Origin of the sequence: Sulfitobacter mediterraneus (assembly GCF_016801775.1) — a bacterium.
GTDB classification, from domain to species: domain Bacteria; phylum Pseudomonadota; class Alphaproteobacteria; order Rhodobacterales; family Rhodobacteraceae; genus Sulfitobacter; species Sulfitobacter mediterraneus_A.
In genome coordinates, this window is sequence record NZ_CP069004.1 from 2,455,555 (window position 1) to 2,480,997 (window position 25,443).

Below are 25,443 nucleotides of genomic sequence, written 5' to 3' on the forward strand. Positions count from 1 at the left end.
CTGCGCCTCCCGCCATGCTGCACTGTCAGTCTGCCCTGCATCTGCAAAGCAGATGCGCGCCCTTCCCTTCCCCCCCTGGGGAAGGGCGCTGGACTGAAGCTAACCGGGAGATTTTGGGTAGCGCGGTTCATTTAAATTCCCTCGAACCACTTACTGTTAATATGAACACGCTCAACCATTTCTGTCGTTACGCCAAGCCCATTCACTTTGAGTAGTTCGCAAAGACGATATCCATCAATCAAGTCGATAGCGGTGGCGCCATCCCTTGTTGCCTCTTCATTAGCTTGAGCCGTGTAGTGTCCTGTTGTAATAAACAATCCCTTGTCTGCCCGACCTTGCATTGCGCCACGGAAATCCCGAATTTCATGGGCTGATACCCCTCCAGTATAGCGTTTACATTGGAAATAGACTTGGAAAGAAACAAGGTTTACGCGAAGTACGCCAACGCCATCGATCCCTCCGTCACCCGATTTTCCTCGGACCTCTACTTTTGTGAAACCAGCTTCCCGGAGAAGCCTTTGGGCTAGTCTCTCAAATGCCGAAGGATCTAACTTTCGCAAAACTGAAAGCAGTCGATCATCCCAGTTGAGTTGTGCGTCAGCTTCTTCTTCCGACTCGCCGGTATCAAAGATTCCGTCATCCTTTGACGTATTTGCACTTTGCGCTTGAGCCTTGGCTTGACGTCGTAGCTTTGCTTTCTCTTTTTCTTCTTCAATAACTTGATCATAAATTATTTTGCAGTCCCCGATGGTCGAAATCTTTGCTCCAATCTCAGTAAGAGCCCAGACACCCCTACTAGAGTTCTCGACAGCTTCACCACGACGCAAATAAGTCCGGGCCCATGCTAGATAGTAGTTCAATCGTGGTTGGGCGCTGTTTTTCCCCACCATCATGTACGACTGTTCCTCCTCAGTAACATTTTCGAGTTCGGCTACTTTTTCATCGAGTTCATGAATGGTGGCAGATCCACCGACTTCCCTGAGTGCCTCAACAGTGGCCAGCATCATTCCTGGCATCTCAGGGAAACCCTCGGCTTCAATTCTGAACTTACGACTACTCACCCCTCACCCCCAGACAAATACCGCCGTTTGGCCTCTTCCATCCGGCCCATCTCGCGCACGGCGTTTTCAATCGCCACCTCATCGGACTTATCTGCATAGCGGAATTCGCTGTCGGCATAGCGGTTGATCTCCTGCACCACCATCTCCACCGTGATCGGCTGGCGCATCTCGTTGATCATCGCCTTCTTGGTCTCGTAATCCTTGAACAGGAACAGATCGGGCTCCTCCATCCATTCATCGGGCAGTTCAAAATCCATCGCGCGCACCTTCACCGCGTCGGTGATGTTCTTGATCGCCCGCCCGGTGAACCGCGGATCAGCCTCCTGAATACCCTTGAGATAGGTGCCCAGCTTGTTGATCGTGTCCAGCTCCCCAATCTCGCCCATCACCGCCTCATAGACCTTCAGCAGCCCGTCCTCATGGGGCCGCGAGTGGCTTTCAAAGGACGCCGCCACCGCCTTTTTGATCTCCTGCGCCTCGAACACATTGTGATCGCCCAAGGGGATGTCATGGTTCTTACCCATCAACAGATAGAGGATATCAACGTAATCCTCCCGCGTTTGCGGCCCATCGACCAAGAAACGCGCCCCGGCACGCTGGCGCAAGGCATCATCGACGTTTTCGGGATAGTTCGAGAACATCCCAAAGGTGCAGTTCCCCCGCACAACGGTATTGGCCCCGGCAAAGCTCTCCATCAGAACCGCCGTGATCTCAAGCTGGCCCGCTGAGGACTGCCTGTCACCGCGTTTGCCCGCCAGCTGGTCAATATCATCAATCGTGCCAAAGCCAATAACCGAGGGATCAATGATATTGTTGATAAACGCCTTGGCGTTCTGCCCCGATTTACCCTGATAACTGTCGATATTATCGGTGCTCAGGTTCTGATACCGAAACGGATATCCGGCATTGCTGCAATACTCCGAAATCAACCCCGCCATCATCTGGATCAGCGTGGTTTTCCCCGTCCCGGGTGCGCCATCCCCCATAAAGGTAAAGATAAAACCGCCCAATTCGGCAAAGGGGTTCAGTCGCCGGTCAAAATCATAAGCCATCAACATCTTGGCCAGCTTCATCGCTTGGTATTTGGCGATGTGGTTGCCGACCACCTCATTGGGCTTTTTGAAGGTCATGGTCAGCGTGGTTGATTTCGCCTTGGAGGCCGGGCTGAACCCACGCACGGTGAAATCATCCGCCTCAACCCGCCAGGCGGCAGATTTGAATCCTTCCAGGCGCGGCGCGGTCTGGGCACGCAGGGCAACCTTTTCCATCAGGCTCTCGGCAAAGGCCGCCACCGTCGCCACCAGCCGCGCATCATCCTGCGCATGGGCGGCGATGTCCTGATCCAACTCCCACAATGCGCCGTGCAGTGCGACCTGTCCGTTGTCGGTCAAGACCTCATCGACCTCGCCCACCTCCACAGTGGTCTCAGTCAGATGCGACGACATCAGATAGGCCGTGGCATTGCCCAACACATAGAGCGTCACCAGGGCCTCCGCCGACAGAAGCTCGCTGAACTCGCTCTTGCGGGCCGCCGGCAATGAGCCCTCCAGATTGGCGCGTTTGAGATCGCCCAGCCCCGATTGCTCCGCCACGTTTTCCGCCACCGCCAAGGCAATCGCTATCGCGCGGCGTAACACATGCAGCACCGTCGCCTGCATCGGGCTGATCAACGTATCGCCTTCATCCGCGCCTTCAATCCGCGCAATCAATTGCACTGCCCCGGTCGGCACCCTGCGCCGTGTCACTAGCCCCGGTGTGGTGGTGCGAAACCGCCGCCGCGTGCCAAGGCCCGATGATTGCTCTGCCACGCTGTCATCGCCGGTGGCCTTGCCAATCCGCGGCGCGTGATCAAACCCGTCCAACATCGCCTGCGCCATCGGCACATGTTTGTGAATATCCTCCTCACGGAGTTCCATCGCATCTGAAATCTGGCTCATCTAAATACGGGCCTTCCCTTTTTGGCTCTAAATATTCCCGCCGGAGGCATAAATCTAATAGCGCAGCACCTGCCCCGACGCGCTCACCACGAATTTACGCACTGCGGCAAATCCCGGTGGATCTTGTTCTTCCAACACCTGATAGGGCCGTTGCGGCAAGATGATGCTGCGTTCTTGGCGGGTGGCGCCCAGATCGGCGCCCTTGCCACCAAACGGATCCAGCGCAAAAACCTCACGCTCAACCGTCGAGAACCACCCGGATTTTTCTTCGATCACACGGTCACTGACCAATTCCTCTTCGGTCCAGACCAATGCCCAGTCCTGCCCCTCGGGCGCCTTGGCATCGGCCAGCACATTGCGAAGTGGACCGGCCTGCCGGGTGAAGGCATGGCTGTACATCGGACCCACATGGAACCGCCGCAACCGCTTGGGGTGCAAGTCATCAAAGTCCTGATCAAAGCCCCGTGCAATCGTCACCAGCTTCAGTCCGCCCAGCGCCTGCGCCGACAGATGCGCCTGTACCTCCGGCCAGCGCCGTTCATCTTTGGGTAGCCCAACCTTGCCGCTGTCCTCCAACTCCATCAGATAGATCACCGGCAAATTCACCTGACTGTCATAGGTCGCCCAATGCAGCCGGAAGGTGCGCCGTCCGTCGCTCAGGTTTCCGGTCCAGTCGGCCTGCGGATCGTTCTGCACCCAGAACAGACCCCCTTTGATCAACTCCTCATAATACAGCCGCTGGGACAGGGCGAATTGCAGTTTGGTCGGCACCTGCCTGTCGCCCAGGATCATCTGCACCATTTCGTTTTTGAGCGTGGCAACCGAAGGCATGTTTTCCAGATGTTTGGCCGCTTGCTGTGCATCATTGGCCATCGTCATCAGCTCTTCGGCCACCGGGAAACCACTGTCACGGTTGTCGATACTGAGCGAGCCAAAGAACCGCCCTGTTTCCCGCCCCACCAACAGATACTTGAGGCTCAGCGCCTTGAACGTGTGGGTCAACATCACCGCATAGCGGGTCAGGATTTCCACCTCATCCCGGTTCAACTTGCTTTCCGCCTCCATCACTCCGGCCACCCGCAGCATATGTTGCATGATGCCCTCGAACTTGCGGAAATACCGGCGCGAGGCAAAGGTATCCATAAGGCCGACGTGGTCGCGGGCGGGGTCAGTCATGATGTACCTTTGCTATCCAAATCCGAACGCTGGTGCAGGCAATCGAAAATATGAGCAATTCCAAAAGCCAATCCATGCGCAACAGCCAAACACCATAAGGGCTATATAAAACGCCCCAGACCAATACGGGTAAGCCAGCAAGAATCCATCGGTCAGCGCGGCCAATGAACAATGCCACCAAAACGCCGAAAAATTGAACCATGAGCCGCCCAACAGGTCTTCCCGGATGATATGGTTGAGGTCGCAATTTCAGCCTGCCTTCACCGGGCCTCAAGCCCCATATTGATTGCTGTCATGCTTCTCGATGATCTTCTGGAACCGGCGGGCGAAACGCTCATCCGCCTTGGCTTTGGCCTCCAGCACTTCGCGGGCAAAGACCATGTGATCTTCGTGTTTCTCCATCATCTCCGCCATCCGCGCATTGGTGGCGGCACCAATCCCCGCCATGGCAGATTGCGCCTCTTGGTCGGTTTTTACGCCGATCTCGTTGATCCGGTGGGCGACGTCCTGCTGCTGTGCTGTCTTGAGCGATTTGGTCAGCGCATCATAGAGCACGACCCGTTGTTTGGTGTCGGTCTGCAGCTTGTTGATCAAGACCATCTGTGTCGCCGCCTGGTTCTGCAGGGAATCGATCCAGGTCTTGCCCTTTTCGATATAGCGCTCGAGCGTCTGCGACTTGGCCAGCTTGACCTGCTCTTCCTGCACCAGCGCATTGTAGCGGGTGTTCATCTCGGCCAGTTCGGTTTCCAGCTTGGTGCGCTTTGCGGCATCGGTCTCGCTGGCGATCGCATTTTCCAGCTTGATAATATCGGGGTCCATCCCGCCAATATCGCTGCGAATGGTTTCCAGTTCTCCCACCGTCATCTCGCGCTCGTCCAGTGTTTCGGTCAGGTTGCTTTCGACCTTGACCTTCTGCTCTTCCAGCATCGCCAGCTGCCCTTCGAGCAGTTGCACAATTACGTCGGACTTGCTGATCAAATCCTGCAATTTGTCGTCGATAGAGGCGGACCTCACCCGTTCCTGCCGCATGCTATCCGACTTCGCCCCTGAGAAGATCCCGACAAAGGTTTCCCAACCGGTCTTGTTGCGCATCTCGTCAAAGTCACGGCTGAATCCGGCGGTCACATCGTCCAGTCCCATGATCAACTCGGCGATGTTAGCGTTCATCACCTCTGTATGGGCATGCACATCTTCGAGTGTGGCATTTTCAATGTCGATCATCGCATCGTCGCCAGCTTTCAATTTGGCACGTGCTGTTTCGATCCGGCCCGTCAACTCGGCAATCTTGCTTTGCGCTTCGGCGACTTGCGCCTGGGATTCTTTTACCTGTGCATCCAAATTGGCCATCAAACGATCCTCTATATCAATATCTTAGCCCATATATAGGCAATGTTACGCTGATTTACATCAGCGCGTTCAAAACTTTTCTCGATTGTGCCAAATGCCCCTGACCTTGAAAAGGGCAGATCAATCTGTCTGCCTCTCCTGCTGCACACCGGCCCACCTTAGGGTCAGCAACAGCACCATCAGGCACAAAATGCCTACCAACGCGTACCAGCCCAAGGTCAGGCGGATATCATCATAAGCCATAGCCGTTCGATCCGAAACCTGCACCGACGCGAGCAGCAAACTGCCCGCAAACAGCAGCCTGCCTGCGAAACTCTGCACAGACAGGAACGTGGCGCGCCCTGCGTCGCTCAGCAAAGGTTGCATACGCGCGATGATAAAGGGCCGCGACAGGGAATTGGGCACCATACGCAAGAACAATACCGCGATGGCAAAGATACTGTTGGTCACGGCCAATGTCGCAATCAACCCCACCTGAATCCCAAAGGCCAGCATCAATAGCACCGCCAGACCAAACCGCCTGCGCAGCCGCAGCGCAAACAGAGTGGCGATAGCGGACACCAACATCATAATCGCGGAAACACCACCACTGACCATCGGCGCGTCGCCGTGTAGTCCTATATTGCGCAGGGCTTCGGCGATGAAAGGTTGGCCAAAAACAAAGGGAATATGACTAAGTCCATACATCAACACCGATAGCGTAAACAGCCAGACCAAAACCGGCACACCCATGGCAGAACGAAACAGCCGCGCCTGGAACACCGGACCGGCGGTCTCGGTCCGGTTCATCTCATGCGGCGGCTCACAAAACCGCACTGCCACGATAAAACAAGCCATCTGAGCCACTGCACCCGCAGCGAAGGCCAGCCAATAGCCCCATTGCGCCATCACCCCGCCCGTGAACGCAGACAGGGCAAGCCCGATCAACGAAAACTGCCAACTGCGGGTTTCCTGCGCCTCGGTTTCTGCTTCCCGGCCATCTGCTGCGAGCGATTCATACAAAAACGCATTGTCGGTTCCCGATGCAAAAGCCGCACCGGCCCCCAACAAAATCTGCGCGCAGGCAAAGGTCGCAAAGCCATCGCCAAAGGCGATCAACGCCGCACCGGCACTGGCCGCAATACCTGACGCAATCAGCGTCCGCCTCCGGCCCAATCGATCAGACATATAGCCTGAAGGAACCTCCATCGCGGTCGTGCCAACATCATAGATGGCATAAAGCATGATCGCCTCGGCGCCCGACAACTCCTTTTGAAAGAACAAGAACCAGATCGCCTGCCAGAACACGAGGTTCTGAAAGAACTTGAACCATGGGTACAACGCAACGTTGCGCGCCATCGGTGTGGCCGCGATCACCAGCTGACCAAAATATTGGTCAACTCATGCTCAGGATCTGCCAGCGCATCGATCACATCAAAATGGTGCTTGCCCGCATCCACCACCTGCCGTGCACCCCAAGACCGTGACAGGGCTTCGGCTTGCTCAAGGAACACGGGGCGCTCTTCCGCGCCAACCCAAACCGTCACGGCAACCCCATGCGGCGGGATCATATTGACCGGGCTTTCGGCCATGGCCTCTGCCTCATCCAGCCGTAGATCAACGTTCATCGAGGTTTGCAACAAAGGCATCAGATCCGCCACGGGCGAGATCGGCACAACCGTCTTGATCCGGCTCCGCACATCGCCCGGCAACACCAGCGGATCCATCATCCGCGCCACGAGATGCCCGCCGGCAGAATGGCCCGCCAAGGCAATTGGCCCAAAAGTCCGGTTGGCAATATGGCGCACTGCCGCGGCAATCTGGGCCGTGATTTCACTGATCCGCACCTGCGGACATAATATATAGCTGGGCATGGCAACCGCCCAGCCCCGCGCCAACGCCCCGGCGGCCAAATGGGACCACGAACTCTTGTCAAATGCCTTCCAATAGCCGCCATGCACAAAGATCAGCGTGCCGCGCGACACGCCCTCGGGCTGGAAAAAATCATAAGCCTCCCGATCCGATCCGCCATAGGAAACATCAACCTGCGCCCGCGCGCCAAGTTCGGCGCGAAAAGCAGCCGCAGCCGCAGCCCAGCGCGGCGGATATTCGTCAGCGCCATCAATGTAGGCACCATTGGCATAGGCATCATCAAGCTTCATTTGTGGCTCCTGTAGGTATTCAGCCCATAAACTGGACCTAGACAATCATAGACTTACTTGCTTTGGGTAGCACAACCAAAACGCGGAGACACCCAAATGACCGACGCTACAACGAATCTCAAATCCCTGCTCAAAGATCCCAGCCTGCTCGAAACCCGCGCCTATATCGGCGGTAAATGGGTGGATGGCGAAGATGGCACCTTTGACGTGACAAACCCGGCCCGCGGCGATGTGATCGCCAAGGTGGCCAACCTCAGCCGCGCCCAGGTGGCCGGCGCCATCGCCCAAGCCGAAGCGGCCCAGAAAGAATGGGCCAGCTGGACCGGCAAGGAACGCGCAGGCGTTCTGCGCAAATGGTTCGACCTGATGATGGCAAACCAGGACGATCTGGGCGCGATCCTGACCGCAGAGCAAGGCAAACCACTGGCCGAAGCCAAAGGCGAAGTGGCCTATGGTGCCTCCTTCATCGAGTTTTTTGGCGAAGAGGCCAAACGCATCTACGGTGAGACCATCCCCGGCCACCAGCGCGACAAACGGATCACGGTGCTGAAACAGCCTATCGGCGTGGCGGCCTCAATCACGCCGTGGAACTTCCCCAACGCAATGATCACCCGCAAGGCCGCGCCCGCGCTGGCCGCCGGTTGTTCTTTCGTCGCCCGCCCTGCCGCTGAAACACCGCTTTCCGCTATCGTGATGGGCGTGCTGGCCGAACGCGCAGGCATCCCCGCAGGCGTCTTCAACGTGGTGCCGTCCTCCTCGTCCTCTGCAGTGGGCAAGGAGTTCTGTGAAAACCCTGCCGTGCGCAAACTGACTTTCACTGGATCCACCGAAGTGGGACGGATCTTGCTCAAGCAGGCCGCCGATCAGGTGATGAAGTGTTCGATGGAGCTGGGCGGCAACGCCCCCTTCATCGTGTTTGACGATGCCGATCTTGATGCGGCGGTCGAAGGCGCCATCATGTGCAAATTCCGCAACAACGGCCAAACCTGCGTCTGCGCCAACCGCATCTATGTGCAATCCGGCGTCTACGACACCTTTGCCGAAAAACTCAAAGCCCGCGTGGAACAGATGAAAATCGGTGATGGCTTTGAAGAAGGCGTGGACCTCGGTCCGCTCATCAACCCCGCCGCCGGCGAAAAAGTCAAAGAGCACATCGACGACGCGATCAGCAAGGGCGCAACCGTGATTCTCGGCGGCAACGGCGCGATGGACGGCAATTTCCTTCCCCCCACCATCGTCACCGGCGTCACCCAAGACATGCAGGTCGCGCAGGACGAAACCTTTGGCCCCTTCGCCCCCCTGTTCAAGTTCGAGGACGAAGACGAGGTGATCGCAATGGCCAATGACACGATCTTTGGTCTGGCATCCTATTTCTACGCCAACGACCTCAGCCGGGTCTACAAAGTGGCCGAAGCGCTGGAATACGGGATCGTGGGCGTGAACACCGGCATCATCTCAACCGAGGTCGCCCCCTTTGGCGGCGTCAAACAATCCGGCCTCGGCCGCGAAGGCAGCCACCACGGCATCGAAGACTATCTGGAGATGAAATACATCTGCATGAGCGTCTGACCGCAGCGCCCAAACAGGGTCCGACCATATTGGCCGGACCCCTTCTTCACTGGCACTATAAACTCCGGGGAGTTTGAGGGGCTGGCCCCTCAAGCCCTCTGGCAAGTGCATCCAGCAGCGCATCCACTTCCGCATGCAGCATCTCCTTGGGCACGCCCACATAACGCCCGTGGATCGACATTGAGACCACCCCGTGCACCGCAGCATAAAGCGTGCGCGCCCGGATCGTCAGGGCCTCTTCCTCAAGCTCGGGCAGCAGTTCCGACAGCGGCGCGATGATTTGCTCAATCAGAACCGGGTAATCTGCCTTGTGCCAATCGGGAAACTCCCGCCCCTCTGGCAATTGCTGGTAAAAGATCGCCGCCCAAAGCCGGGTGTGATCCAAAGCAAAGCTGACATAGGCGGCCGCCAAGGCCCGCAACGCATCAACCGGCCGCCCGCCTTTGGGGAGTGCTTCGCGCAAAGAGGCCCCCATCCGGCGCAGGGTGCGCGAATTCACATGGGTGATCAAATCATCCAGATCCTCAACCACCGTATAAAGCGCACCAAGCGCGCAGCCTGCCTTGGTCGCAATGTCCCGTGCCTTGAGGCTGCGCAAGCCCCGCTGCGCCACCTCGGCCTCGGCGGCGTCAATTAGACGTTCAAGCAGATCCTGCTTCTTTTTGCTCAAATTCGTTTTCATCCCCACCTCGAAAAAAATTGAACAACGTTCAAAAAAGGACTTGAACATTGTTCACACTTCACCCATGTTCCCATCGTGAACAGTGTTCATGTATCGGAGAACCAACCTATGCTCAAACAACTTTTTACACTTGCACGCGGTCAAACTGTCGATCGCACCCAATCATTTCTTGATGCCAATGCCCTCACGCTGCTGCGCCAGCAAATGCGTGAGGCCGCCGAAAGCGTTAGCCGCGCGCGCAAAGCGGTTGCTGTTGCGATGGCCTATGAGGCCCGCGAACGCAAAGCGCTTGAGGCGCTTGAAGCGCAACTGGCCGATCTTGAAACCCGCGCGCGGGCTGCATTGGAACAGGGGCGCGAAGACCTCGCGGCCGAAGCCGCGTCGGCAATTGCGGGCCTTGAGGCGGAACGCGCTTCTCTGCGCAAGGTGGTTCAAACCTACGCCCAGGATATCGCCGCCCTGCGCCAGGTTTTGCGCCAAAGTGAGGCCCAATTGGCCGAGCTAAAACGCGGTCAACGACTGGCTGAAGCCACCGGAAAAACCCAATCCATGCGCGCCAGCGCGCGGGTTTCTGCACGCAGCCCACTGGCGGATGCGGCCAGCACACTCACCCGGCTGCAAGAGCGCCAGAAACTCGCGGATGCCACCCTGCAAGCCATGTCAGATCTGTCGTCTGAAACCAGCGCAGAAGCGCTGAGTGATCGTCTCGCCGCCGCTGGCATGGGCGCGGCCAAAACAACATCAGCCGAGGATGTGCTCGCCCGGCTGAAAAAAGACATCAATTCCAATTAACTTTGTTAGGAGACATAAGATGAACGCTTACGCCAACAAACCTTCGTCCAGCTGGACCCTTTTTACCTATCTTCAGTTTGCCGTGGCCGCCGGCATGATGGCCGGGGGGATCTATTTCCTCGAAGCCAGCTTTGCCGCCAAGGGCTTTTACGCCATGGCAGCGATCATGCTGGTCAGCGCGACGGTAGCGATCACCAAATCCCTGCGCGATGTGGAAGAATCCGACCGCATACACAACAAGATCGAAGATGCCCGCACGGAGCGCCTCCTGGCTGATGCAGGAGAGGAATTGATCTAAACCTCAGCGCAAAGCAAAGGCGGCCACCGTACTGCTGGTGGCCGCCGCTTCTGGTTCAGCGAAGTATCTTAAGCGCCCTTGGTGCTCGCGGCTCCTAACGCTCAGTTGACAGACTTGGCCTCGACCACGTCCTTGTCCAGAACCGCACGGTCAGAGGCGATCTGGATCTGCCGCGGTTTCAGGGCTTCTGGCATTTGCCGTTCCAGATCAATGTGCAGCATCCCATCGGCATGGGCGGCCCCGGTCACATGCACATGATCGGCCAGATGGAACCGGCGCTCAAAGGCGCGGGTTGCAATGCCGCGATGCAGATAGGTCTTTTCTTCGTCTTCGTCCGCCTTGCGGGCCGAAACAATCAGCGATTTTTCCCGCACCTCGACACTCAGATCACTGTCCGAGAATCCGGCAACCGCGATGGAAATCCGATAGGCATCATCGGCGGTTTTTTCAATGTTGTAAGGGGGGTAGCTGGGTGTGGCACCATCATTGCTCAGCACACGATCCATCATGTTGGCGATCTGGTCGAACCCGACTGTGGAACGGTAAAGCGGTGCAAAATCATAACTACGCATTTGGTCATCCTCATCTTAGAGCGATTGAACTTCAGGGCCTTCCACCATTGGACAGGCCCGTTTTTCATTGCCCAAGACCCTCACTAGGCGCCTTGGACATCACTCATGTGGGAATGGTTATCCGGCCTTTCAAGACCCTTTTGCGGTCACAAACTTTGCCCCTGTGCCATCTTTGTTGCCGCCCACGGTCAAACGTTTCACCCGTGCGCGGGGCGCAGGTTTATTGGCCCGCATCTGTCGCTTCAACGCGCCGACAACTTCTGGCAAAACCATACCCAGGGCCACTTCCTGCCCGCCCCATGATCCACCGCCAGAGATAAGCGCGACAATCTGGCCGCGCCCGTTCAAATGGGTAAACACAGGCGCACCGCTGGACCCGAAGGTCAGATCGCAGTCAAGGCCGAGCAGACCGGAATGCGCATGCACCACCTGGCATTGATCCTGCCGGGAAAGCGCCTCTGACCGGCCTTTGCCGTAGGAGACAACGCTTACCGGTCCTCTGGGCAATTGCCCCGAATAAACCCGAAACGGATCAAGCTCGTGGGTTGGAATACTCTCAGCCAAACGGACAAGTGCAACATCGGTGCGGATATTTTTTGCGCTCATGCCATCAGAAGGATCGTAGGTATTGAGCACTTCAATCTGCGAGATCGGACGTTTGGCCGCAGCTGTTCCGTGGGTCAGCCCCGCCTGAAACGTCAGATCGGAGGGGTCGACCAGATCATTGCCTGCAAAAACACAATGCGCGGCCGTCAAGACCAGATCAGGTGAGATCAGCGTGCCCGTGCAATAGCTGCCCTTGGCGCTGTCCAACCGGCCGACCGCCTGCCAGACCATTGCTTCGTTTTTGGTGTCCAGGGACCGCAGATTTGATGAAGGATTATTTTGTGCGGCTGCGCCGCCAGCAGATAGACCAAGCGCCAATACAGCGCAGGTGATAGGCCGCGACAGCCCCATCATGGTTTCACAAATTTTGCGCCGGTGCGGCGGTTGGCATCACCCGCCACGATCCGCTGTGGCGCAGCGTCGGAGGATGAATAGACGCCCTTTCCCGCAACCAATTCGGCCCGCAACACGGCCAGTGGCGCACCCAGGGAGGTCCCCAAAGAAACATCAGACCCTTCAACCTCGGCTTTGGCCGAAACAACTGAAACGATCTGCGGCGCGCCATTTGCGAAGGTAAAGATCGGAGCCCCGCTTGACCCGAAATCAACCGCACATGAGGTGACAAGCACACCTTCCTGCTGCGCCAGAACGTTGCACCGTTCCTGAAGCGAAGGCGCCTCGGACCGGTCGCGGGCGTAGCTAACCACGCCGACAGGATCTCCCGGGCGGGGCCGTGCCGCGGTGGCGAAGGGGGTAATTGTTGTGTTGTTGATCGGGCGTTGCAGTTCCAGTAGGGCCAGATCATTGCGCACTCGCTGCGAAGAAACCTCGCCATCATAGACGTAATCGGGGTGCACAACGGCCCGCCTAACATCGCGGTACGCACCTGCACGCCCGTTGCGGAACCCGGCGAGGAATTGCACGTTGCCGTGATCAATCCGCTGTTTTGTCTCTTTGTCATAGAGGCAATGTGCAGCAGTCAAAACCAGCCGTGGTGCGATCAATGCGCCAGTGCAGAATCCGCGCCCGTCAATGTCCAGACGTCCGACGGCTTCCCAGGCTTTTCCCGTCACTCCGGTTTCCAACCGTTTGAGCCGCGAATCCTGTGCATATGCTGCCGAAGTGACAACAAGAGCCATGAGTGAAAGAGCCATCCAGCGCCGCAAAAGACCATCCCCGTTCTTGTCTATACTTAGGCACTACGGGGCAGATACGGCAAAATTGCGGCAATTTTTCAACGCAAGCGTGGCACGCCTTGATTGTGCGCATTTCCGCCGGTCATCGCAGGTGGTTTGGGTCCACCGGTGGCCCAATCAAGCAGCTCGACCGTGTGCACAATCGGCACCGACGCACCGGACCCGATCTGCATCATACAGCCGATATTGCCCGCTGCGATCACATCTGGGTTCTTGGCCTCAAGGGTTTTGATCTTGCGGTCTTTCAACTGCCCCGAAATCTCCGGTTGCAACAGGTTGTACGTCCCTGCCGATCCGCAGCACAGATGCGGATCGGCAGGTTCCACCACTGTGAACCCCACCCGCCTTAGCAGATCTTTGGGGAAAGTCTTGATCTGTTGCCCGTGTTGCAACGAACAGGCCGCATGATAGGCCACTGTCAGGGGCTCAGGCGGCGCTTGCACTTGCCTTTCGTCCAGCAAGTCGATCAGCACCTCAGACACGTCCTTTGCGATCTTGGACACCCGCGCGGCGTCCTTGGCCAGAGGCTCATTGCGGAACATATGCCCGTAGTCCTTGACCGTTGTTCCGCAGCCGGAGGTATTGATCACAATTGCATCCAACCCACCGGCATCCATCTGCGCGGTCCAGGCGCGGATATTCTTGGCAGCGGTGCGATGGCTCTCATCGGTTTTGCCCATGTGATGGGTCAATGCCCCGCAGCATCCTGCGCCCTCGGCCACCACCACCTCACAGCCCAGCCGGGTGAGCAAGCGAATGGTGGCATCGTTGATATCGGTGTTCAGCGCCTTCTGTGCGCACCCCGTCATAAGGGCCACCCGCTTGCGGCGCGGTCCCTCCGGCGCAAAACTCTGCGGATCATCGTTGCCGCTGACCGGCGGAATGGTCTTTGGCGCCATCTCCAGCATTGCCCGCAGCCGCGCATCCGGCATCATGCGCGCAAATGGCCGACCGATCTTGGCCCCCAATAGCGCCAGTCGAAAGCGGGTCGGATAGGGCAAGATTCGCGCCAAAATCCAACGCAATGCACGATCCGAGAAGGGCCGTTTGTAGCGCTCTTCGATATACTCCCGCGCGTGATCCACCAAATGCATGTAGTGAACGCCGGACGGGCAGGTCGTCATACAGGCCAAGCAACTCAGACAACGATCAATGTGTTTGACCGTCTTGGCGTCCGGGTCACGGTTGTTCTCCAACATATCCTTAATCAGGTAGATCCGCCCGCGCGGGCTGTCCAATTCATCACCCAGCACCTGATAGGTTGGGCAGGTCGCCGTACAAAATCCGCAATGCACGCAAGCGCGCAGAATCTCATTGCTGCGGGCAATGGCGGGATTGTTCAATTGCTCGGGTGTAAAGGTGGTCTGCATCGTGGTTCCGCCAATCTTAATCTTTGTCCCAGCGCAGTCTTACTGCGCCGCGCCCATCAGGCCGCTGTTGAAAATGCCGCGCGGATCAAACCGCGCTCTCAGGCCCGCCGTGAGCCGCGCCACACCAGGCGCTTCAGGTTGAAACACACCCAGCTTCGCGCGTGTTTCATCGGCCCCGCGCAGCAGTGTGGCGTGACCATCAAACCCACTCATCCGTGCCCGCACATCCGTGCCGGCAACCGTGCGCATCCAGATCAGGCCTCCGGCCCAGTCATAACAATGTGCCTCCGCTGCCGCTTTGGCAGCCAGTGCCGGCGCATCCGATGGCTTGCACGACACCCGCCAAACATCACCTTCACCCTCAGCAAAAGCGGCAACATCCCGCTGCGACGTCCAGAACGTTGCAGATGCGGCGGCATCCAATTCCGAGATCTCGCCGCCCGCATTTGCCAACAAATCTTTCAAACGCTGCATCCGGTAAGCCACGGAAGCCTCAAACCCCTCAATGCGCATCACGGTCTGCCCGTTTGCCGGATCATGCGCCGCGCCAGTCACCTCGAACGGGCTGCCCATTCCGCGGGCTAGCGCCGCAATCGCTTGCACATCATCCATCCCATGCAACACAAGGCTCGCCTCGGTCTCCGGACAGGGCAAAACCTTGAACGACACCTCGGTCAACACAGCAAGCGTGCCAAAAGACCCAGCCATCAGCTTGACCAAATCATAGCCGGTCACATTCTTCATAACCCGTCCGCCATTTTTCACCACCGCGCCAGCACCATCCACGAACCGCACCCCCAGAAGGAAGTCACGCGCCGCCCCAACGGCGATCCGGCGGGGTCCGCTGACATTGGCGGCAAAAATCCCTCCGATGGTTGGTGTGCCTGTGGTGCCGAGAACACTGCGATGATCCATAGGCTCAAACGCCAACCGCTGGTTTTCTTTCGCCAGCGCCGCTTCGATCTCGGCCACGGGCGTTCCGGCCTGCGCCACCATGGTCAGGGCACCAGGCTCATAAAGCGTGATCCCGCTCAGCCCAGCCACGGACAGTTCTGCGCCAGCGGGCGCGAAGCCCCGCGTGTTGCCACCGGAAATGGCCATAGGCCCATCCGCAGCCCGAACAGCCTCAACCAAGTCTTTCTCTGATGTGATCTTCATTTCTTTTTGGCCTTAAATATTCCGGGGGTCCGGGGGCTGGCCCCCGATCTTGGGCTGGATCACTCCGCCGCCATTGGCGGGGCACGCCGTGCCTCGGAGGCGTCCAATGGAAACACCTTGGCAGGGTTCAGCAGCCAACCGGGGTCGAACACATCTTTCACTGCCATCTGCGCCTCAAGATCCGCAGGCGCATATTGCACATGCATCAGGTCGCGCTTTTCGATGCCCACACCATGCTCGCCGGTCAAACATCCACCCGCCTCAACGCAAAGCTTGAGGATCTCGGCGCCAAACGCCTCGCAAAGCTCAAGATCACCAGGCTTGTTGGCGTCAAACAGGATCAGCGGATGCATATTGCCATCCCCTGCGTGAAACACATTGCCAACCTTCAGACCGAACTCTTCCGACATCTCGCCAATGCGCCGCAAAACCATCGGCAAACTGCTGACCGGGATAGTGCCGTCCAGACACATGTAATCGTTGATCTGCCCCATCGCACCAAAGGCCGATTTCCGGCCCAGCCAAATCGCCGCGCTTTCCTCGGCCGATTTGCTTTCGCGCAATTCCACCGGATTGTGGCGGCGCGCGATCTCCATGATCAATGACAATTGGTGGTCAATTTCGGCTTCTGACCCTTCAACCTCGACGATCAACAGCGCCTCGCACATGGGATAGCCCGCCTTGGCAAAGGCCTCCGTGGCCTCGATGCAGGGCCGGTCCATAAATTCAATCGCAACGGGCAAAACCCCCGCCTTGATGATGTCCGACACACAGGCCCCTGCCACTTCGTTGTCGTCAAACCCCATCAACACCGGGCGCGCGCCTTCCGGCTTTGGCAAGATACGCAAAGTCGCTTCTGTAACGACGCCAAGCTGCCCTTCAGATCCGCAGATCAGGCCGAGCAGGTCCAGCCCGCTCGAATCCAGATGACCGCCGCCAATCTCGACGATCTCGCCATCCATCATCACCATGGTCACGCCCATCAGATTGTTGGTCGTCACGCCATATTTGAGACAATGCGCCCCGCCCGAGTTCATCGCGATGTTGCCGGCGATGGCACAGGCCAGCTGCGATGAAGGGTCCGGTGCATAGAAAAACCCGTCTTCTTCCACCGCGCCCGTCACGCTTAGATTGGTGCGTCCCGTTTGCACGCGGATCAACCGGTTTTGATAGTCGGTCTCGATCACATCATTCATCCGGGCGACGCCCAGAATAACACAGTCCGCCGTCGGCAGCGCCCCACCCGCAAGCGACGTGCCAGACCCGCGCGGCACCACCGGCACACCCTCTTCGTGGCAGATCCGCAAAACCGCGGCGACCTCCTTGGTGTTCTGCGGCAGCACCGCGACCATGGGCGGGCATTTGTATGCGGTCAGCGCATCACATTCATAGGCACGCGTTTCCCGCTCGTCATGGATGACGGCCGTATCTGGCAGAACCTCCCTCAAACGGGCCACAATCCGCGCTTTGCGCGAGAGGACTTCTTGATCGGGTTTTGGCATTTCCATAGCGGTACCTCCAATTTGGTAAATTTATATTACCAATTTATCTATCTGGCAAGTTCTATCCACACTCGCTATCACCCCGTCATGGATTGGCCTGCACAACTCACCCTTTTTGAACCGCTCGACTTTGCCGCTGTCGCCATCAATCTGGCACTTTGGCTGATTGTCGGTTGGCGGGTGGAACATCCTACGGCGAAGCGGCCATCGGTCTCCAAGATCATGGCCGGATATCGCCGCGAATGGATGCGCCAGATGATCACCCGTGAGCCGCGCATCTTCGACGCGCAAACGGTCGCGACGCTGCGGCAGGGCACGTCTTTCTTTGCCTCCACCAGCGTTATCGCGATCGGCGGCACGCTTGCGCTGATGGGCAATGCCGACAGCCTTGCAAATGTCGCCCAAGACCTGACCACGGAGGCCCAGCCGCGCATTGTATGGGAAATCAAGCTACTGCTTGTGGTGTTTTTCCTGACCAATGCGTTCTTGAAATTTGCATGGTCAAACCGTCTGTTTGGCTATTGTTCTGTCGTGATGGCAGCCGTTCCAAATGATCCCGGCCATAGCAATGCCATCCGGATGGCAGACAAGGCGGCGGAGCTGAACATAACAGCTGCACGCAGCTTTAACCGGGGTTTGCGATCTGTCTATTTCGCGTTGGCCAGTGTGGCATGGCTGGCGGGGGCCCTGCCTTTGATTATTGGTGCAATAATCACACTGATTGTGATCTGGCGGCGGGAATTCGCCTCCTTGTCACGTGAAATTCTTTTGAAAACTTGAAAAGAATACCTATATCAAGCTCGTTCCGAAACAATGGTGATACCATGTTAAAACGCAGTTTGCTTGCCCTCGTGGCCTCGACATTTCCCGCCTTCGCTGATGCGCCGGTGATCAAGAACGTGAACGCAAAACTGGTCGGTGATCTTTGGACCTTTGACGTGACATTGCGCCATGGCGATACCGGCTGGGAAGACTATGCCGACGCTTGGCGTGTATTGGACAAAGACGGCAAGGTTTTGGGTCTGCGCAATCTCGCGCATCCGCATGTAGATGAACAGCCCTTCACCCGGTCGCTGTCGGGCGTATCTATCCCGCGGGATGTGACCGAGGTTGCCGTGCAGGCCCGCGATTCGGTTGGCGGATGGTCCCCAACCACTGTCACAGTCAAATTACGCTAAAGCCTAGGTCCGGTGGTATGGTCCACCGGATAGGATCGACGCCGCACGGTACAATTGTTCTGACAGCATCACCCGCACCATCATATGCGGCCAAACCATCTTACCAAATGACAGGGAATGATCTGCCGTTCCGCGCAAAGCCGAATCAATTCCATCCGCGCCGCCGATCACAAAGGCCAGATCACCGCGCCCCATGTCGCGCCAATTGGCCAAACGGTTGGCAAAATCCGGTGACTTTTCAACCTTGCCGCGCTCATCCAGCACACAGATCAGCGCCCCTTGCGGGATCGCCTTTTGCAACAGCGCGGCCTCTGCCGCCATACCGCCGCCCTTTTTGTCCTCAACCTCAACGACCCGCGCCGGACCAAGGCCAAGGTTGCGGCCTGTCCGGTCAAAGCGGGTCAGATAATCATCAATGAGGGTTTTCTCGGGACCGGCACGCAGCCGCCCGACAGCACAGATATGAACACGCATCAGCGGCGTTCAGTCAGCGGAATCAGTTTTGCGGCGCGGGCGCATCGCCCCCAACCCACATCTTTTCCAACTGATAGAATTCACGCACTTCAGGGCGGAAAACATGCACAATCACGTCGCCTGTGTCGATCAAGACCCAGTCGCCAATGTCCTTGCCTTCCACCTTGGGCGTCCGCCCGAATTCATCCTTGACGCGCTGAGCCAGCTTTTCGGAGATCGCGGAAACCTGACGGGTCGAACGGCCCGTACAAATAACCATGTAATCACCGATCTCCGTTTTGCCGCGCAGATTGATCTGCACGATGTCTTCGGCTTTGTCGTCTTCAAGGGATTTCAGGATTGTCGCCAAAAGCGCATCGCTTGTGGTCATCTCACCGGCAACAGACATTACAGCCGCCCCGGTATCCGCAGCCGTGGCTGCGTTCGCTTGGATTGACAGGACATCGTCCTCCTTTTTGCGCGCCGCCGGACCCCCGGCGCTGGGGTTGGGTCCAAGATAGCAACGCCAAAGTGACAATTCAATGACAAGCGGCACCGGTGGCCAGAACCGGCCAATAGTTGTGACAATGTTGCTTGATCGGGGTGTTCGCCCAGCCAGAGATCAGTCCAGCGCCTCGCCCACCGGTCTGCGCGACAGGGAAAGCTGGCTGTCTTCCAACATGCGCACTTCGCGCTGCGGGAAGGGGATGGAAATGTCGTTTTCTTTGAAGATATCCCAGAGCGCGAGATATACGTTGCCGCGAATATTTGTCAGCCCCCCGGTCGGGTCTTTGATCCAGAACCGCAGAATGTAATCCACACTGCTGTCACCAAATCCAACGATATGACACACAGGCGCCTTGAAGCCGAGCACTCTGTCCACGCCTTTGGCCGCTTCGATGGCCAGTTTGCGCACCTTATGGGGATCGTCGGAATAAGCCGTGCCAAAATAGATATCGAGGCGCACAAAATCATTGGAATGCGACCAGTTAACCACTTGCCCGGTGATCAGATCCTCATTCGGGATCAGGTATTCCTTTCCGTCCCGCGTCACCACAGAGGCATAGCGCGCGCCAAGGGTCTGGATCCAGCCGAAGGTCTCCCCAAGGCTGATCACATCACCGGGTTTGATGGATTTGTCGATAAGGATGATCACACCCGAAACCAGGTTCGACACCACCTTTTGCAGGCCAAAACCGAGGCCCACACCAATCGCACCCGACAACACTGCAAGCCCGGTCAGATCAATGCCAACGGCCCGCACACCCATGAAGAAGGCGATACCATAGAGGAATATCTGCACCCCTTTGACAGCCAGCACCTGCATGGAGGGGCTGATATCTTCGTTGCGGCGGATGCTGGCAGCAGTGGTGGTGCTGACCAATCTGGCAAAGGTAAACAATACCCCGATCACCACCAAAGCCGTGATCATATCCAGCAAGGACAGGCGGAACTCCCCTATCTTGAGGGCGACCCCCTCAAGAAATTCGGAAACCTCGTCCGCGACATTGAGGAAATACAGCGTTGCATAAATCCAAAGCGCCCATGTCACCATACGCCGTAAGAACCGGTTGCGAACCAATCGCACGGCAAAGGCGATCCCGACCCATACAATCGCCAGTGTGGCTGCCAGCCCGATCAGATAGGATCGCGACGGCCAGGTCACATTCTGCATGACCAGATAAACACCCGCCGCCATGAGCGCGAACCACATCAACCCCAAACGCCGGCGCACCTGCACCACAATACGCAGCTGCCATTTCGACCAGCCTTCACGCGAGCGCACCCAGTTTTGCAATGCAGTGTCTGACAGACGGTGCAAGCCCCAGGCAATCAATGCCAAGGCAATCAGGATCAGGATCTGATTCTGTCGCCATCCGGGGGTGATAACCCCCTCAAGGAAACTCATTACGCTCGCAAACAGGGTTTGCAGCGACATCAGGAAATCCACGTAGGGATCAACAGGATCGGTTTCCGGCGTCATAATCAAAGACAACCACAGCCAAAGCCCAGCGGCAAGCCGCCGCTGCCCAAGTCCTGCTTTATTCGGTCGCGGCGCTTTGCCAACACGGCAATTCCCTTGAACCATGGGTCATTTCAGGCTAGTCCGCGATACATGACACAGGTGTTTGATCTGGACGACCGCGCACGCCTGCGCGAACGCTTTTTCGGAGCGCGGCACAGCGTGCTCGCTTTCCTATAAGCGACCAACCCCCAGCCACATACCATCACCCAAACAATACGGGAGAGGACCATCATGTCCCCCAAGACGATCTACGATAAAATCTGGGATGCCCATGTCGCGCATGAAGCGGACGACGGCACCTGCCTTCTTTATATTGACCGCCACCTGGTGCACGAAGTGACCAGCCCGCAGGCCTTTGAAGGGCTGCGCATGACAGGCCGGACAGTCCGCGCACCGGACAAGACCATCGCGGTGCCCGATCACAACGTTCCGACAACGCTGGACCGCGCCAATGCGGAAACCATGACCGAAGACAGCCGCATTCAGGTTGAAGCGCTGGACAAGAACGCCAAGGACTTTGGCATTCACTACTACCCCGTGTCGGACGTGCGTCAGGGCATCGTTCACATCGTTGGCCCCGAACAGGGCTGGACCTTGCCCGGCATGACCGTGGTCTGCGGCGACAGCCACACCGCCACCCACGGCGCCTTTGGCGCATTGGCCCACGGCATCGGCACCTCCGAGGTGGAGCATGTTCTGGCCACGCAGACGCTGATCCAGAAGAAATCCAAAAACATGAAGGTCGAGATCACCGGCAAGCTCAAGCCGGGTGTGACCGCCAAGGACATCACGCTGGCCGTGATTGGCGAAACCGGCACCGCAGGCGGCACCGGCTATGTGATCGAATATTGCGGCGAAGCGATCCGCGATCTGTCCATGGAAGGGCGGATGACCGTCTGCAACATGGCCATCGAAGGCGGCGCGCGCGCCGGTTTGATCGCGCCGGATGAAACCACCTATGAATACGTCAAAGGTCGCCCACACGCCCCCAAAGGCGCACAATGGGAAGCGGCGCTGGCGTGGTGGAAAACCCTTTATACCGATGAGGGTGCACATTTCGATAAGGTCATCACACTGCGCGGTGAAGACATTCAGCCCGTGGTCACATGGGGCACATCACCCGAAGATGTTCTGCCGATCACCGCAACAGTGCCCAGCCCGGAAGATTTCGAAGGCGGCAAGGTTGAAGCGGCGCGGCGGTCCATTGAATACATGGGCCTCAAGCCCGGTCAGAAGCTGACAGACATCGAAATCGACACGGTGTTCATCGGATCATGCACCAATGGCCGGATCGAAGATCTGCGGGCCGCGGCCGCGATCCTCAAGGGCAAGAAGATCAAAGACGGAATGCGGGCAATGGTTGTTCCCGGCTCCGGCCTCGTCCGGGCGCAGGCCGAAGAAGAAGGCCTTGCCGACATTTTCAAGGAGGCCGGGTTCGAATGGCGTCTGGCGGGATGTTCCATGTGTCTGGCAATGAACCCCGACCAACTGGCCGAGGAAGAGCGCTGCGCATCCACATCCAACCGTAACTTCGAAGGCCGGCAGGGTTACAAAGGGCGCACGCACCTCGTCTCCCCCGGCATGGCCGCCGCTGCCGCAATCACCGGCAAACTCACCGACGTCCGGGAGATGATGTAATGGAAAAATTCGACAAACTCACCGGGATCGCTGCACCAATGCCGCTGGTCAATATCGATACAGATATGATCATCCCCAAGGTTTTCCTGAAAACCATCAAACGGTCCGGCCTCGGCGTGAACCTGTTTGACGAAATGCGCTATGACCGTCAGGGCAACGAAATCGAAGATTTTGTGCTGAACAAGCCGCAGTACCGCGAGACAGAGATTCTTGTCGCGGGCGACAACTTCGGTTGTGGATCGTCGCGCGAACACGCCCCATGGGCGATCAAGGACTTTGGCATCAAATGTGTGATCTCCACATCCTTTGCCGACATCTTTTTCAACAACTGCTTCAAAAATGGCATCCTGCCTATCGTCCTGCCGAAGGATCAGGTGGATGTTTTGATGCAGGACGCGGAGAAGGGTGCAAACGCCCGTGTGACCGTTGATCTCGAAGCGCAGACCGTCACGACATCTGACGGTGAATGCTTCTCATTCGAGGTGGACTCGTTCAAAAAGCACTGCCTTATGAATGGCTTGGACGATATTGGCCTGACCATGGAAAAGGCCGCGTCCATCGACACATTTGAAGAGCAAGCAGCGCAAAGCCGCCCTTGGGTTTGATACCTGCTCTTACGAATTAACAAATAAAACACATTTTTCAGTGTTCCTAGTGGGTGCCCTCGTGGCACCCACAACATCTTGGAAACTGCCTTCTTATGGTCATCAAAATGATGCAAGAAGGCACCACCTTCACCGTCAAAATGCCACAAGTCTTAGCTTCAATGCGTCTAGCGGCTTGAGAACTATGGCAAAAGAAGGCACAAATCGGGCAGAATTGAGGCGCCCCTGAAAAACAGTGGGCAACAAGTTGGAATAGGTCGCGGCAACGTATCGGGACTGGCCAGTTTGGAAAGGCGCAGTAGTGATTGGACGAATGACAGGCGCGGCAACGCGTGGCCTTTTGGTGGCGTTGCTGATTGCAACACCGGCATTGATCTTGCCCGGTGTCGCCGCAGACTCGACCCAAATCACCGCGCTGATGGCCCTGCTTGCCGGTTTCCTGACCTTCGTCGAATACAACTCCAGCTTTCCCAGCATTGTCGAATTCCGCGATGCCCCCCCATTCAACCGTCTGCGATTTATCGCCATGTTTGTGACCGTCTTGATGATCACCCAGGTGATCAAGAGCCATTCCGAAGTGACCCTGCTCAGCGGCGCGTTATTCTCATTGGGTACAATCATCGGCAATGCCCTCGATTTTCCCTATTCTCCGGTCCGACTTGCCGTCTTGATGCTGCCGGAAACGGCCAGCATTCAGTTGGTTGAAACCATCCGCGCAGCCGCTGGCCTTGCCTATCTGGTCGCCGCAATTGCGTTGATCGTTTTTGTGGTGATCGTGCGCGTTCTGGGTTGGCCCACCCGCCACGGCGCATTTAACGTCTGGGTGAACCTGCCTCTGTTTGATCCGACGGCAGGCGGTGACGTGATTTCTCGCCTACAGCGGGAAGCGAGGATCAATATTGCACTCGGCTTCTTGCTGCCATTCCTGATCCCTGCGATGGTCAAGCTTGCGTCATATCTGATTGATCCGATTCCATTTGAGAACCCGCAAACATTGATCTGGACCGTAAGCGCATGGGCCTTTTTGCCAGCCAGTATGGTCATGCGAGGCATCGCCATGAACAGGGTTGCCGGCATGATCGAAGACAAGCGCCGCCGCACATATGCCGACGCGGAAACCGAAGCAGGTTTGCAAATCGCCTGATAGCACTCGCGGCGGCTCTGATTTGGACTTTGCCTGCTTGGGCAGACACCCTTCGGGTTGCGACCTTCAACACAGAACTGTCCCGCAATGGCCCCGGCCTGTTGCTACGCGATATCCTCAAGGGAACAGATGCACAAATCACTGCAGTGCTGGATCTGCTGGCGCAGACCAATGCCGATGTGATCACCTTGCAGGGGTTCGACTATGATTTCGAAAACCGCGCCCTCATGGCCTTTGCCAATGCTCTTGAGAAACGTGGGTTGCACTATCCTCATCTTTTCGCCGCGCCGCCCAATGCCGGCTTCCGAACCGGGCTTGATCTGAACGGTGACGAACGCAGAGGCGGGCCAGATGACGCGCAAGGCTACGGGCGGTTTTTTGGCGCTGGCAGCATGGCGGTGCTGTCCCGATTTGTGATTGAAAGGGATCAGGTACAGGATTTCACGTCGCTGTTGTGGCGCGATCTGCCGGGGGCCGACCTGCCTCAGATCGATGGCAAACCTTTCCCAAGCGCCGAGGCCCAGGCCGTGCAACGCCTGTCGTCACGCGGTCATTGGGTGGTACCGATACTGCACCCCAAAATGGGCCGGGTTTCAATCCTGACCTTTCATGCCACACCGCCCGTTTTCGATGGACCCGAAGACCGTAATGGCAAACGCAATGCGGATGAAATCCGGTTCTGGCAACATTTCCTGGATGGGAAAATTGGCCAGGCGCCAGCAGCCCGGTTTGTTTTGGTAGGTGACGCGAACCTTGATCCTGATAGGGACGAAGGCGAGCACGAGGCCATCAAGGCATTGTTGGATCATCCCGCACTGGTTGATGCCATGTCAAAACTGCCAACGGTCGATTGGCCACAAACCGGGCCAATGCGGGTCAGCTACATCCTGCCCTCAACCGATTGGCATATTGTGGACGCTCAAGTTGTGCCTCAAATCGCCGCGGCCAGCCGCCATAATCTGCTTTGGGTGGACCTCAAACAGTAGGTTATC

General features: G+C 57.4%; 25 protein-coding genes. 9 read left to right on the forward strand and 16 right to left on the reverse strand.

Features of this window, described 5'->3' with window-relative positions; genetic code table 11:
• Positions 1-131: 131 nt before the first annotated feature.
• From JNX03_RS12220 to JNX03_RS12245, 6 genes are all read right to left on the reverse strand, one after another.
• Complete coding sequence (locus tag JNX03_RS12220; protein WP_217621277.1) at positions 132-1,061, reverse strand: restriction endonuclease; 930 nt, start codon at positions 1,059-1,061, stop codon at positions 132-134.
• The gene (locus JNX03_RS12225; protein ID WP_203209309.1) at positions 1,058-2,998 is read right to left on the reverse strand and encodes an AAA family ATPase; all 1,941 of its coding nucleotides are present in this window, start codon (positions 2,996-2,998) and stop codon (positions 1,058-1,060) included. The genes JNX03_RS12220 and JNX03_RS12225 overlap by 4 nt, the downstream gene beginning before the upstream one ends.
• Positions 2,999-3,052: 54 nt before the next feature.
• Positions 3,053-4,174: a hypothetical protein gene (locus JNX03_RS12230; RefSeq protein ID WP_203209310.1), complete on the reverse strand. Its 1,122-nt coding sequence runs from the start codon at positions 4,172-4,174 to the stop codon at positions 3,053-3,055.
• Positions 4,175-4,444: 270 nt separating this feature from the next.
• Positions 4,445-5,521, reverse strand: a complete 1,077-nt coding sequence (locus tag JNX03_RS12235; RefSeq protein WP_203209311.1) for a hypothetical protein — start codon at positions 5,519-5,521, stop codon at positions 4,445-4,447.
• A 120-nt stretch (positions 5,522-5,641) separates the two neighbouring features.
• A complete protein-coding gene (locus JNX03_RS12240) occupies positions 5,642-6,859 on the reverse strand; it encodes an MFS transporter (protein WP_203209312.1) in 1,218 nt (405 codons plus the stop codon).
• A 14-nt stretch (positions 6,860-6,873) separates the two neighbouring features.
• Positions 6,874-7,662, reverse strand: a complete 789-nt coding sequence (locus tag JNX03_RS12245; protein WP_203209313.1) for an alpha/beta hydrolase — start codon at positions 7,660-7,662, stop codon at positions 6,874-6,876.
• Positions 7,663-7,758: 96 nt separating this feature from the next.
• Between JNX03_RS12245 and JNX03_RS12250 the strand changes: the two genes are divergently transcribed.
• Entirely contained in the window at positions 7,759-9,231 is a 1,473-nt protein-coding gene (locus JNX03_RS12250) for an NAD-dependent succinate-semialdehyde dehydrogenase (protein ID WP_203209314.1), read from the forward strand.
• 55 nt (positions 9,232-9,286) lie between these two features.
• Here JNX03_RS12250 and JNX03_RS12255 read toward each other — a convergent pair whose 3' ends face one another.
• The gene (locus JNX03_RS12255) at positions 9,287-9,901 is read right to left on the reverse strand and encodes a TetR/AcrR family transcriptional regulator (RefSeq protein ID WP_231024201.1); all 615 of its coding nucleotides are present in this window, start codon (positions 9,899-9,901) and stop codon (positions 9,287-9,289) included.
• A gap of 120 nt (positions 9,902-10,021) precedes the next feature.
• Between JNX03_RS12255 and JNX03_RS12260 the strand changes: the two genes are divergently transcribed.
• Positions 10,022-10,705 carry a PspA/IM30 family protein gene (locus tag JNX03_RS12260; protein WP_203209316.1) on the forward strand — a complete coding sequence of 228 codons (684 nt, stop codon included), beginning with the start codon at positions 10,022-10,024 and terminating at the stop codon, positions 10,703-10,705.
• Between the two features lie 19 nt (positions 10,706-10,724).
• Complete coding sequence (locus JNX03_RS12265) at positions 10,725-11,003, forward strand: YiaA/YiaB family inner membrane protein (RefSeq protein ID WP_203209317.1); 279 nt, start codon at positions 10,725-10,727, stop codon at positions 11,001-11,003.
• Between the two features lie 101 nt (positions 11,004-11,104).
• On the opposite strand, the gene JNX03_RS12270 is transcribed toward JNX03_RS12265, so the two are convergent.
• The 6 genes from JNX03_RS12270 to JNX03_RS12295 all read right to left on the reverse strand — a co-directional run bounded on the left by JNX03_RS12270 (position 11,105) and on the right by JNX03_RS12295 (position 17,413).
• A complete protein-coding gene (locus JNX03_RS12270; RefSeq protein WP_203209318.1) occupies positions 11,105-11,575 on the reverse strand; it encodes an Hsp20 family protein in 471 nt (156 codons plus the stop codon).
• Between the two features lie 129 nt (positions 11,576-11,704).
• On the reverse strand, positions 11,705-12,412 hold the full coding sequence (locus JNX03_RS12275) for a trypsin-like serine peptidase (protein WP_203209319.1): 708 nt from the start codon (positions 12,410-12,412) through the stop codon (positions 11,705-11,707).
• A 119-nt stretch (positions 12,413-12,531) separates the two neighbouring features.
• The gene (locus JNX03_RS12280) at positions 12,532-13,320 is read right to left on the reverse strand and encodes a trypsin-like serine peptidase (RefSeq protein WP_203212236.1); all 789 of its coding nucleotides are present in this window, start codon (positions 13,318-13,320) and stop codon (positions 12,532-12,534) included.
• Between the two features lie 95 nt (positions 13,321-13,415).
• Positions 13,416-14,747: a glycolate oxidase subunit GlcF gene (gene glcF, locus JNX03_RS12285; protein WP_203209320.1), complete on the reverse strand. Its 1,332-nt coding sequence runs from the start codon at positions 14,745-14,747 to the stop codon at positions 13,416-13,418.
• A gap of 39 nt (positions 14,748-14,786) precedes the next feature.
• A complete protein-coding gene (locus JNX03_RS12290) occupies positions 14,787-15,905 on the reverse strand; it encodes an FAD-binding protein (RefSeq protein ID WP_203209321.1) in 1,119 nt (372 codons plus the stop codon).
• Between the two features lie 59 nt (positions 15,906-15,964).
• Entirely contained in the window at positions 15,965-17,413 is a 1,449-nt protein-coding gene (locus JNX03_RS12295) for an FAD-linked oxidase C-terminal domain-containing protein (RefSeq protein WP_203209322.1), read from the reverse strand.
• Positions 17,414-17,494: 81 nt separating this feature from the next.
• Here JNX03_RS12295 and JNX03_RS12300 point away from each other — a divergent pair, with 81 nt between their 5' ends.
• Together JNX03_RS12300 and JNX03_RS12305 are read left to right on the forward strand one after the other, a co-directional pair.
• A complete protein-coding gene (locus JNX03_RS12300; RefSeq protein WP_203209323.1) occupies positions 17,495-18,187 on the forward strand; it encodes a DUF599 domain-containing protein in 693 nt (230 codons plus the stop codon).
• A gap of 44 nt (positions 18,188-18,231) precedes the next feature.
• Positions 18,232-18,585, forward strand: coding sequence for a hypothetical protein (locus JNX03_RS12305; RefSeq protein WP_203209324.1), 354 nt, complete (start codon positions 18,232-18,234; stop codon positions 18,583-18,585).
• Positions 18,586-18,588: 3 nt separating this feature from the next.
• Here the strand turns inward: JNX03_RS12305 and rlmH are convergent, their stop codons facing one another.
• The 3 genes from rlmH to JNX03_RS12320 all read right to left on the reverse strand — a co-directional run bounded on the left by rlmH (position 18,589) and on the right by JNX03_RS12320 (position 20,977).
• On the reverse strand, positions 18,589-19,059 hold the full coding sequence (gene rlmH / locus JNX03_RS12310; RefSeq protein WP_203209325.1) for a 23S rRNA (pseudouridine(1915)-N(3))-methyltransferase RlmH: 471 nt from the start codon (positions 19,057-19,059) through the stop codon (positions 18,589-18,591).
• A 22-nt stretch (positions 19,060-19,081) separates the two neighbouring features.
• Complete coding sequence (rsfS, locus tag JNX03_RS12315; protein ID WP_203209326.1) at positions 19,082-19,447, reverse strand: ribosome silencing factor; 366 nt, start codon at positions 19,445-19,447, stop codon at positions 19,082-19,084.
• A 213-nt stretch (positions 19,448-19,660) separates the two neighbouring features.
• Positions 19,661-20,977, reverse strand: coding sequence for a mechanosensitive ion channel family protein (locus tag JNX03_RS12320; RefSeq protein WP_231024200.1), 1,317 nt, complete (start codon positions 20,975-20,977; stop codon positions 19,661-19,663).
• A 318-nt stretch (positions 20,978-21,295) separates the two neighbouring features.
• Between JNX03_RS12320 and leuC the strand changes: the two genes are divergently transcribed.
• From leuC to JNX03_RS12340, 4 genes are all read left to right on the forward strand, one after another.
• The gene (gene leuC, locus JNX03_RS12325) at positions 21,296-22,702 is read left to right on the forward strand and encodes a 3-isopropylmalate dehydratase large subunit (protein WP_203209328.1); all 1,407 of its coding nucleotides are present in this window, start codon (positions 21,296-21,298) and stop codon (positions 22,700-22,702) included.
• The gene (gene leuD, locus JNX03_RS12330) at positions 22,702-23,307 is read left to right on the forward strand and encodes a 3-isopropylmalate dehydratase small subunit (protein ID WP_203209329.1); all 606 of its coding nucleotides are present in this window, start codon (positions 22,702-22,704) and stop codon (positions 23,305-23,307) included. Before leuC ends, leuD begins: the two co-directional genes overlap by 1 nt.
• A 313-nt stretch (positions 23,308-23,620) precedes the next feature.
• Positions 23,621-24,451 carry a hypothetical protein gene (locus tag JNX03_RS12335; RefSeq protein WP_203209330.1) on the forward strand — a complete coding sequence of 277 codons (831 nt, stop codon included), beginning with the start codon at positions 23,621-23,623 and terminating at the stop codon, positions 24,449-24,451.
• A 29-nt stretch (positions 24,452-24,480) separates the two neighbouring features.
• On the forward strand, positions 24,481-25,437 hold the full coding sequence (locus tag JNX03_RS12340) for an endonuclease/exonuclease/phosphatase family protein (RefSeq protein WP_231024197.1): 957 nt from the start codon (positions 24,481-24,483) through the stop codon (positions 25,435-25,437).
• The last annotated feature ends 6 nt before the right edge of the window (positions 25,438-25,443 follow it).

What these genes read in the sequence shown, in the direction of transcription:
- rsfS (WP_203209326.1), bottom strand. Translation starts at nt 19,447, where the DNA reads ATGTCTGTTGCCGGTGAGATGACCACAAGCGATGCGCTTTTGGCGACA.
- JNX03_RS12265 (WP_203209317.1), top strand. Translation starts at nt 10,725, where the DNA reads ATGAACGCTTACGCCAACAAACCTTCGTCCAGCTGGACCCTTTTTACC.
- JNX03_RS12275 (WP_203209319.1), bottom strand. Translation starts at nt 12,412, where the DNA reads ATGGTCTGGCAGGCGGTCGGCCGGTTGGACAGCGCCAAGGGCAGCTAT.
- JNX03_RS12320 (WP_231024200.1), bottom strand. Translation starts at nt 20,977, where the DNA reads ATGTCGCTGCAAACCCTGTTTGCGAGCGTAATGAGTTTCCTTGAGGGG.
- leuC (WP_203209328.1), top strand. Translation starts at nt 21,296, where the DNA reads ATGTCCCCCAAGACGATCTACGATAAAATCTGGGATGCCCATGTCGCG.
- JNX03_RS12290 (WP_203209321.1), bottom strand. Translation starts at nt 15,905, where the DNA reads ATGAAGATCACATCAGAGAAAGACTTGGTTGAGGCTGTTCGGGCTGCG.
- JNX03_RS12245 (WP_203209313.1), bottom strand. Translation starts at nt 7,662, where the DNA reads ATGAAGCTTGATGATGCCTATGCCAATGGTGCCTACATTGATGGCGCT.
- rlmH (WP_203209325.1), bottom strand. Translation starts at nt 19,059, where the DNA reads ATGCGTGTTCATATCTGTGCTGTCGGGCGGCTGCGTGCCGGTCCCGAG.
- JNX03_RS12270 (WP_203209318.1), bottom strand. Translation starts at nt 11,575, where the DNA reads ATGCGTAGTTATGATTTTGCACCGCTTTACCGTTCCACAGTCGGGTTC.
- JNX03_RS12240 (WP_203209312.1), bottom strand. Translation starts at nt 6,859, where the DNA reads ATGGCGCGCAACGTTGCGTTGTACCCATGGTTCAAGTTCTTTCAGAAC.
- JNX03_RS12300 (WP_203209323.1), top strand. Translation starts at nt 17,495, where the DNA reads ATGGATTGGCCTGCACAACTCACCCTTTTTGAACCGCTCGACTTTGCC.
- JNX03_RS12335 (WP_203209330.1), top strand. Translation starts at nt 23,621, where the DNA reads ATGACAGGCGCGGCAACGCGTGGCCTTTTGGTGGCGTTGCTGATTGCA.
- JNX03_RS12230 (WP_203209310.1), bottom strand. Translation starts at nt 4,174, where the DNA reads ATGACTGACCCCGCCCGCGACCACGTCGGCCTTATGGATACCTTTGCC.
- leuD (WP_203209329.1), top strand. Translation starts at nt 22,702, where the DNA reads ATGGAAAAATTCGACAAACTCACCGGGATCGCTGCACCAATGCCGCTG.
- JNX03_RS12295 (WP_203209322.1), bottom strand. Translation starts at nt 17,413, where the DNA reads ATGGAAATGCCAAAACCCGATCAAGAAGTCCTCTCGCGCAAAGCGCGG.
- JNX03_RS12280 (WP_203212236.1), bottom strand. Translation starts at nt 13,320, where the DNA reads ATGGCTCTTGTTGTCACTTCGGCAGCATATGCACAGGATTCGCGGCTC.
- JNX03_RS12250 (WP_203209314.1), top strand. Translation starts at nt 7,759, where the DNA reads ATGACCGACGCTACAACGAATCTCAAATCCCTGCTCAAAGATCCCAGC.
- glcF (WP_203209320.1), bottom strand. Translation starts at nt 14,747, where the DNA reads ATGCAGACCACCTTTACACCCGAGCAATTGAACAATCCCGCCATTGCC.
- JNX03_RS12225 (WP_203209309.1), bottom strand. Translation starts at nt 2,998, where the DNA reads ATGAGCCAGATTTCAGATGCGATGGAACTCCGTGAGGAGGATATTCAC.
- JNX03_RS12235 (WP_203209311.1), bottom strand. Translation starts at nt 5,521, where the DNA reads ATGGCCAATTTGGATGCACAGGTAAAAGAATCCCAGGCGCAAGTCGCC.
- JNX03_RS12305 (WP_203209324.1), top strand. Translation starts at nt 18,232, where the DNA reads ATGTTAAAACGCAGTTTGCTTGCCCTCGTGGCCTCGACATTTCCCGCC.
- JNX03_RS12260 (WP_203209316.1), top strand. Translation starts at nt 10,022, where the DNA reads ATGCTCAAACAACTTTTTACACTTGCACGCGGTCAAACTGTCGATCGC.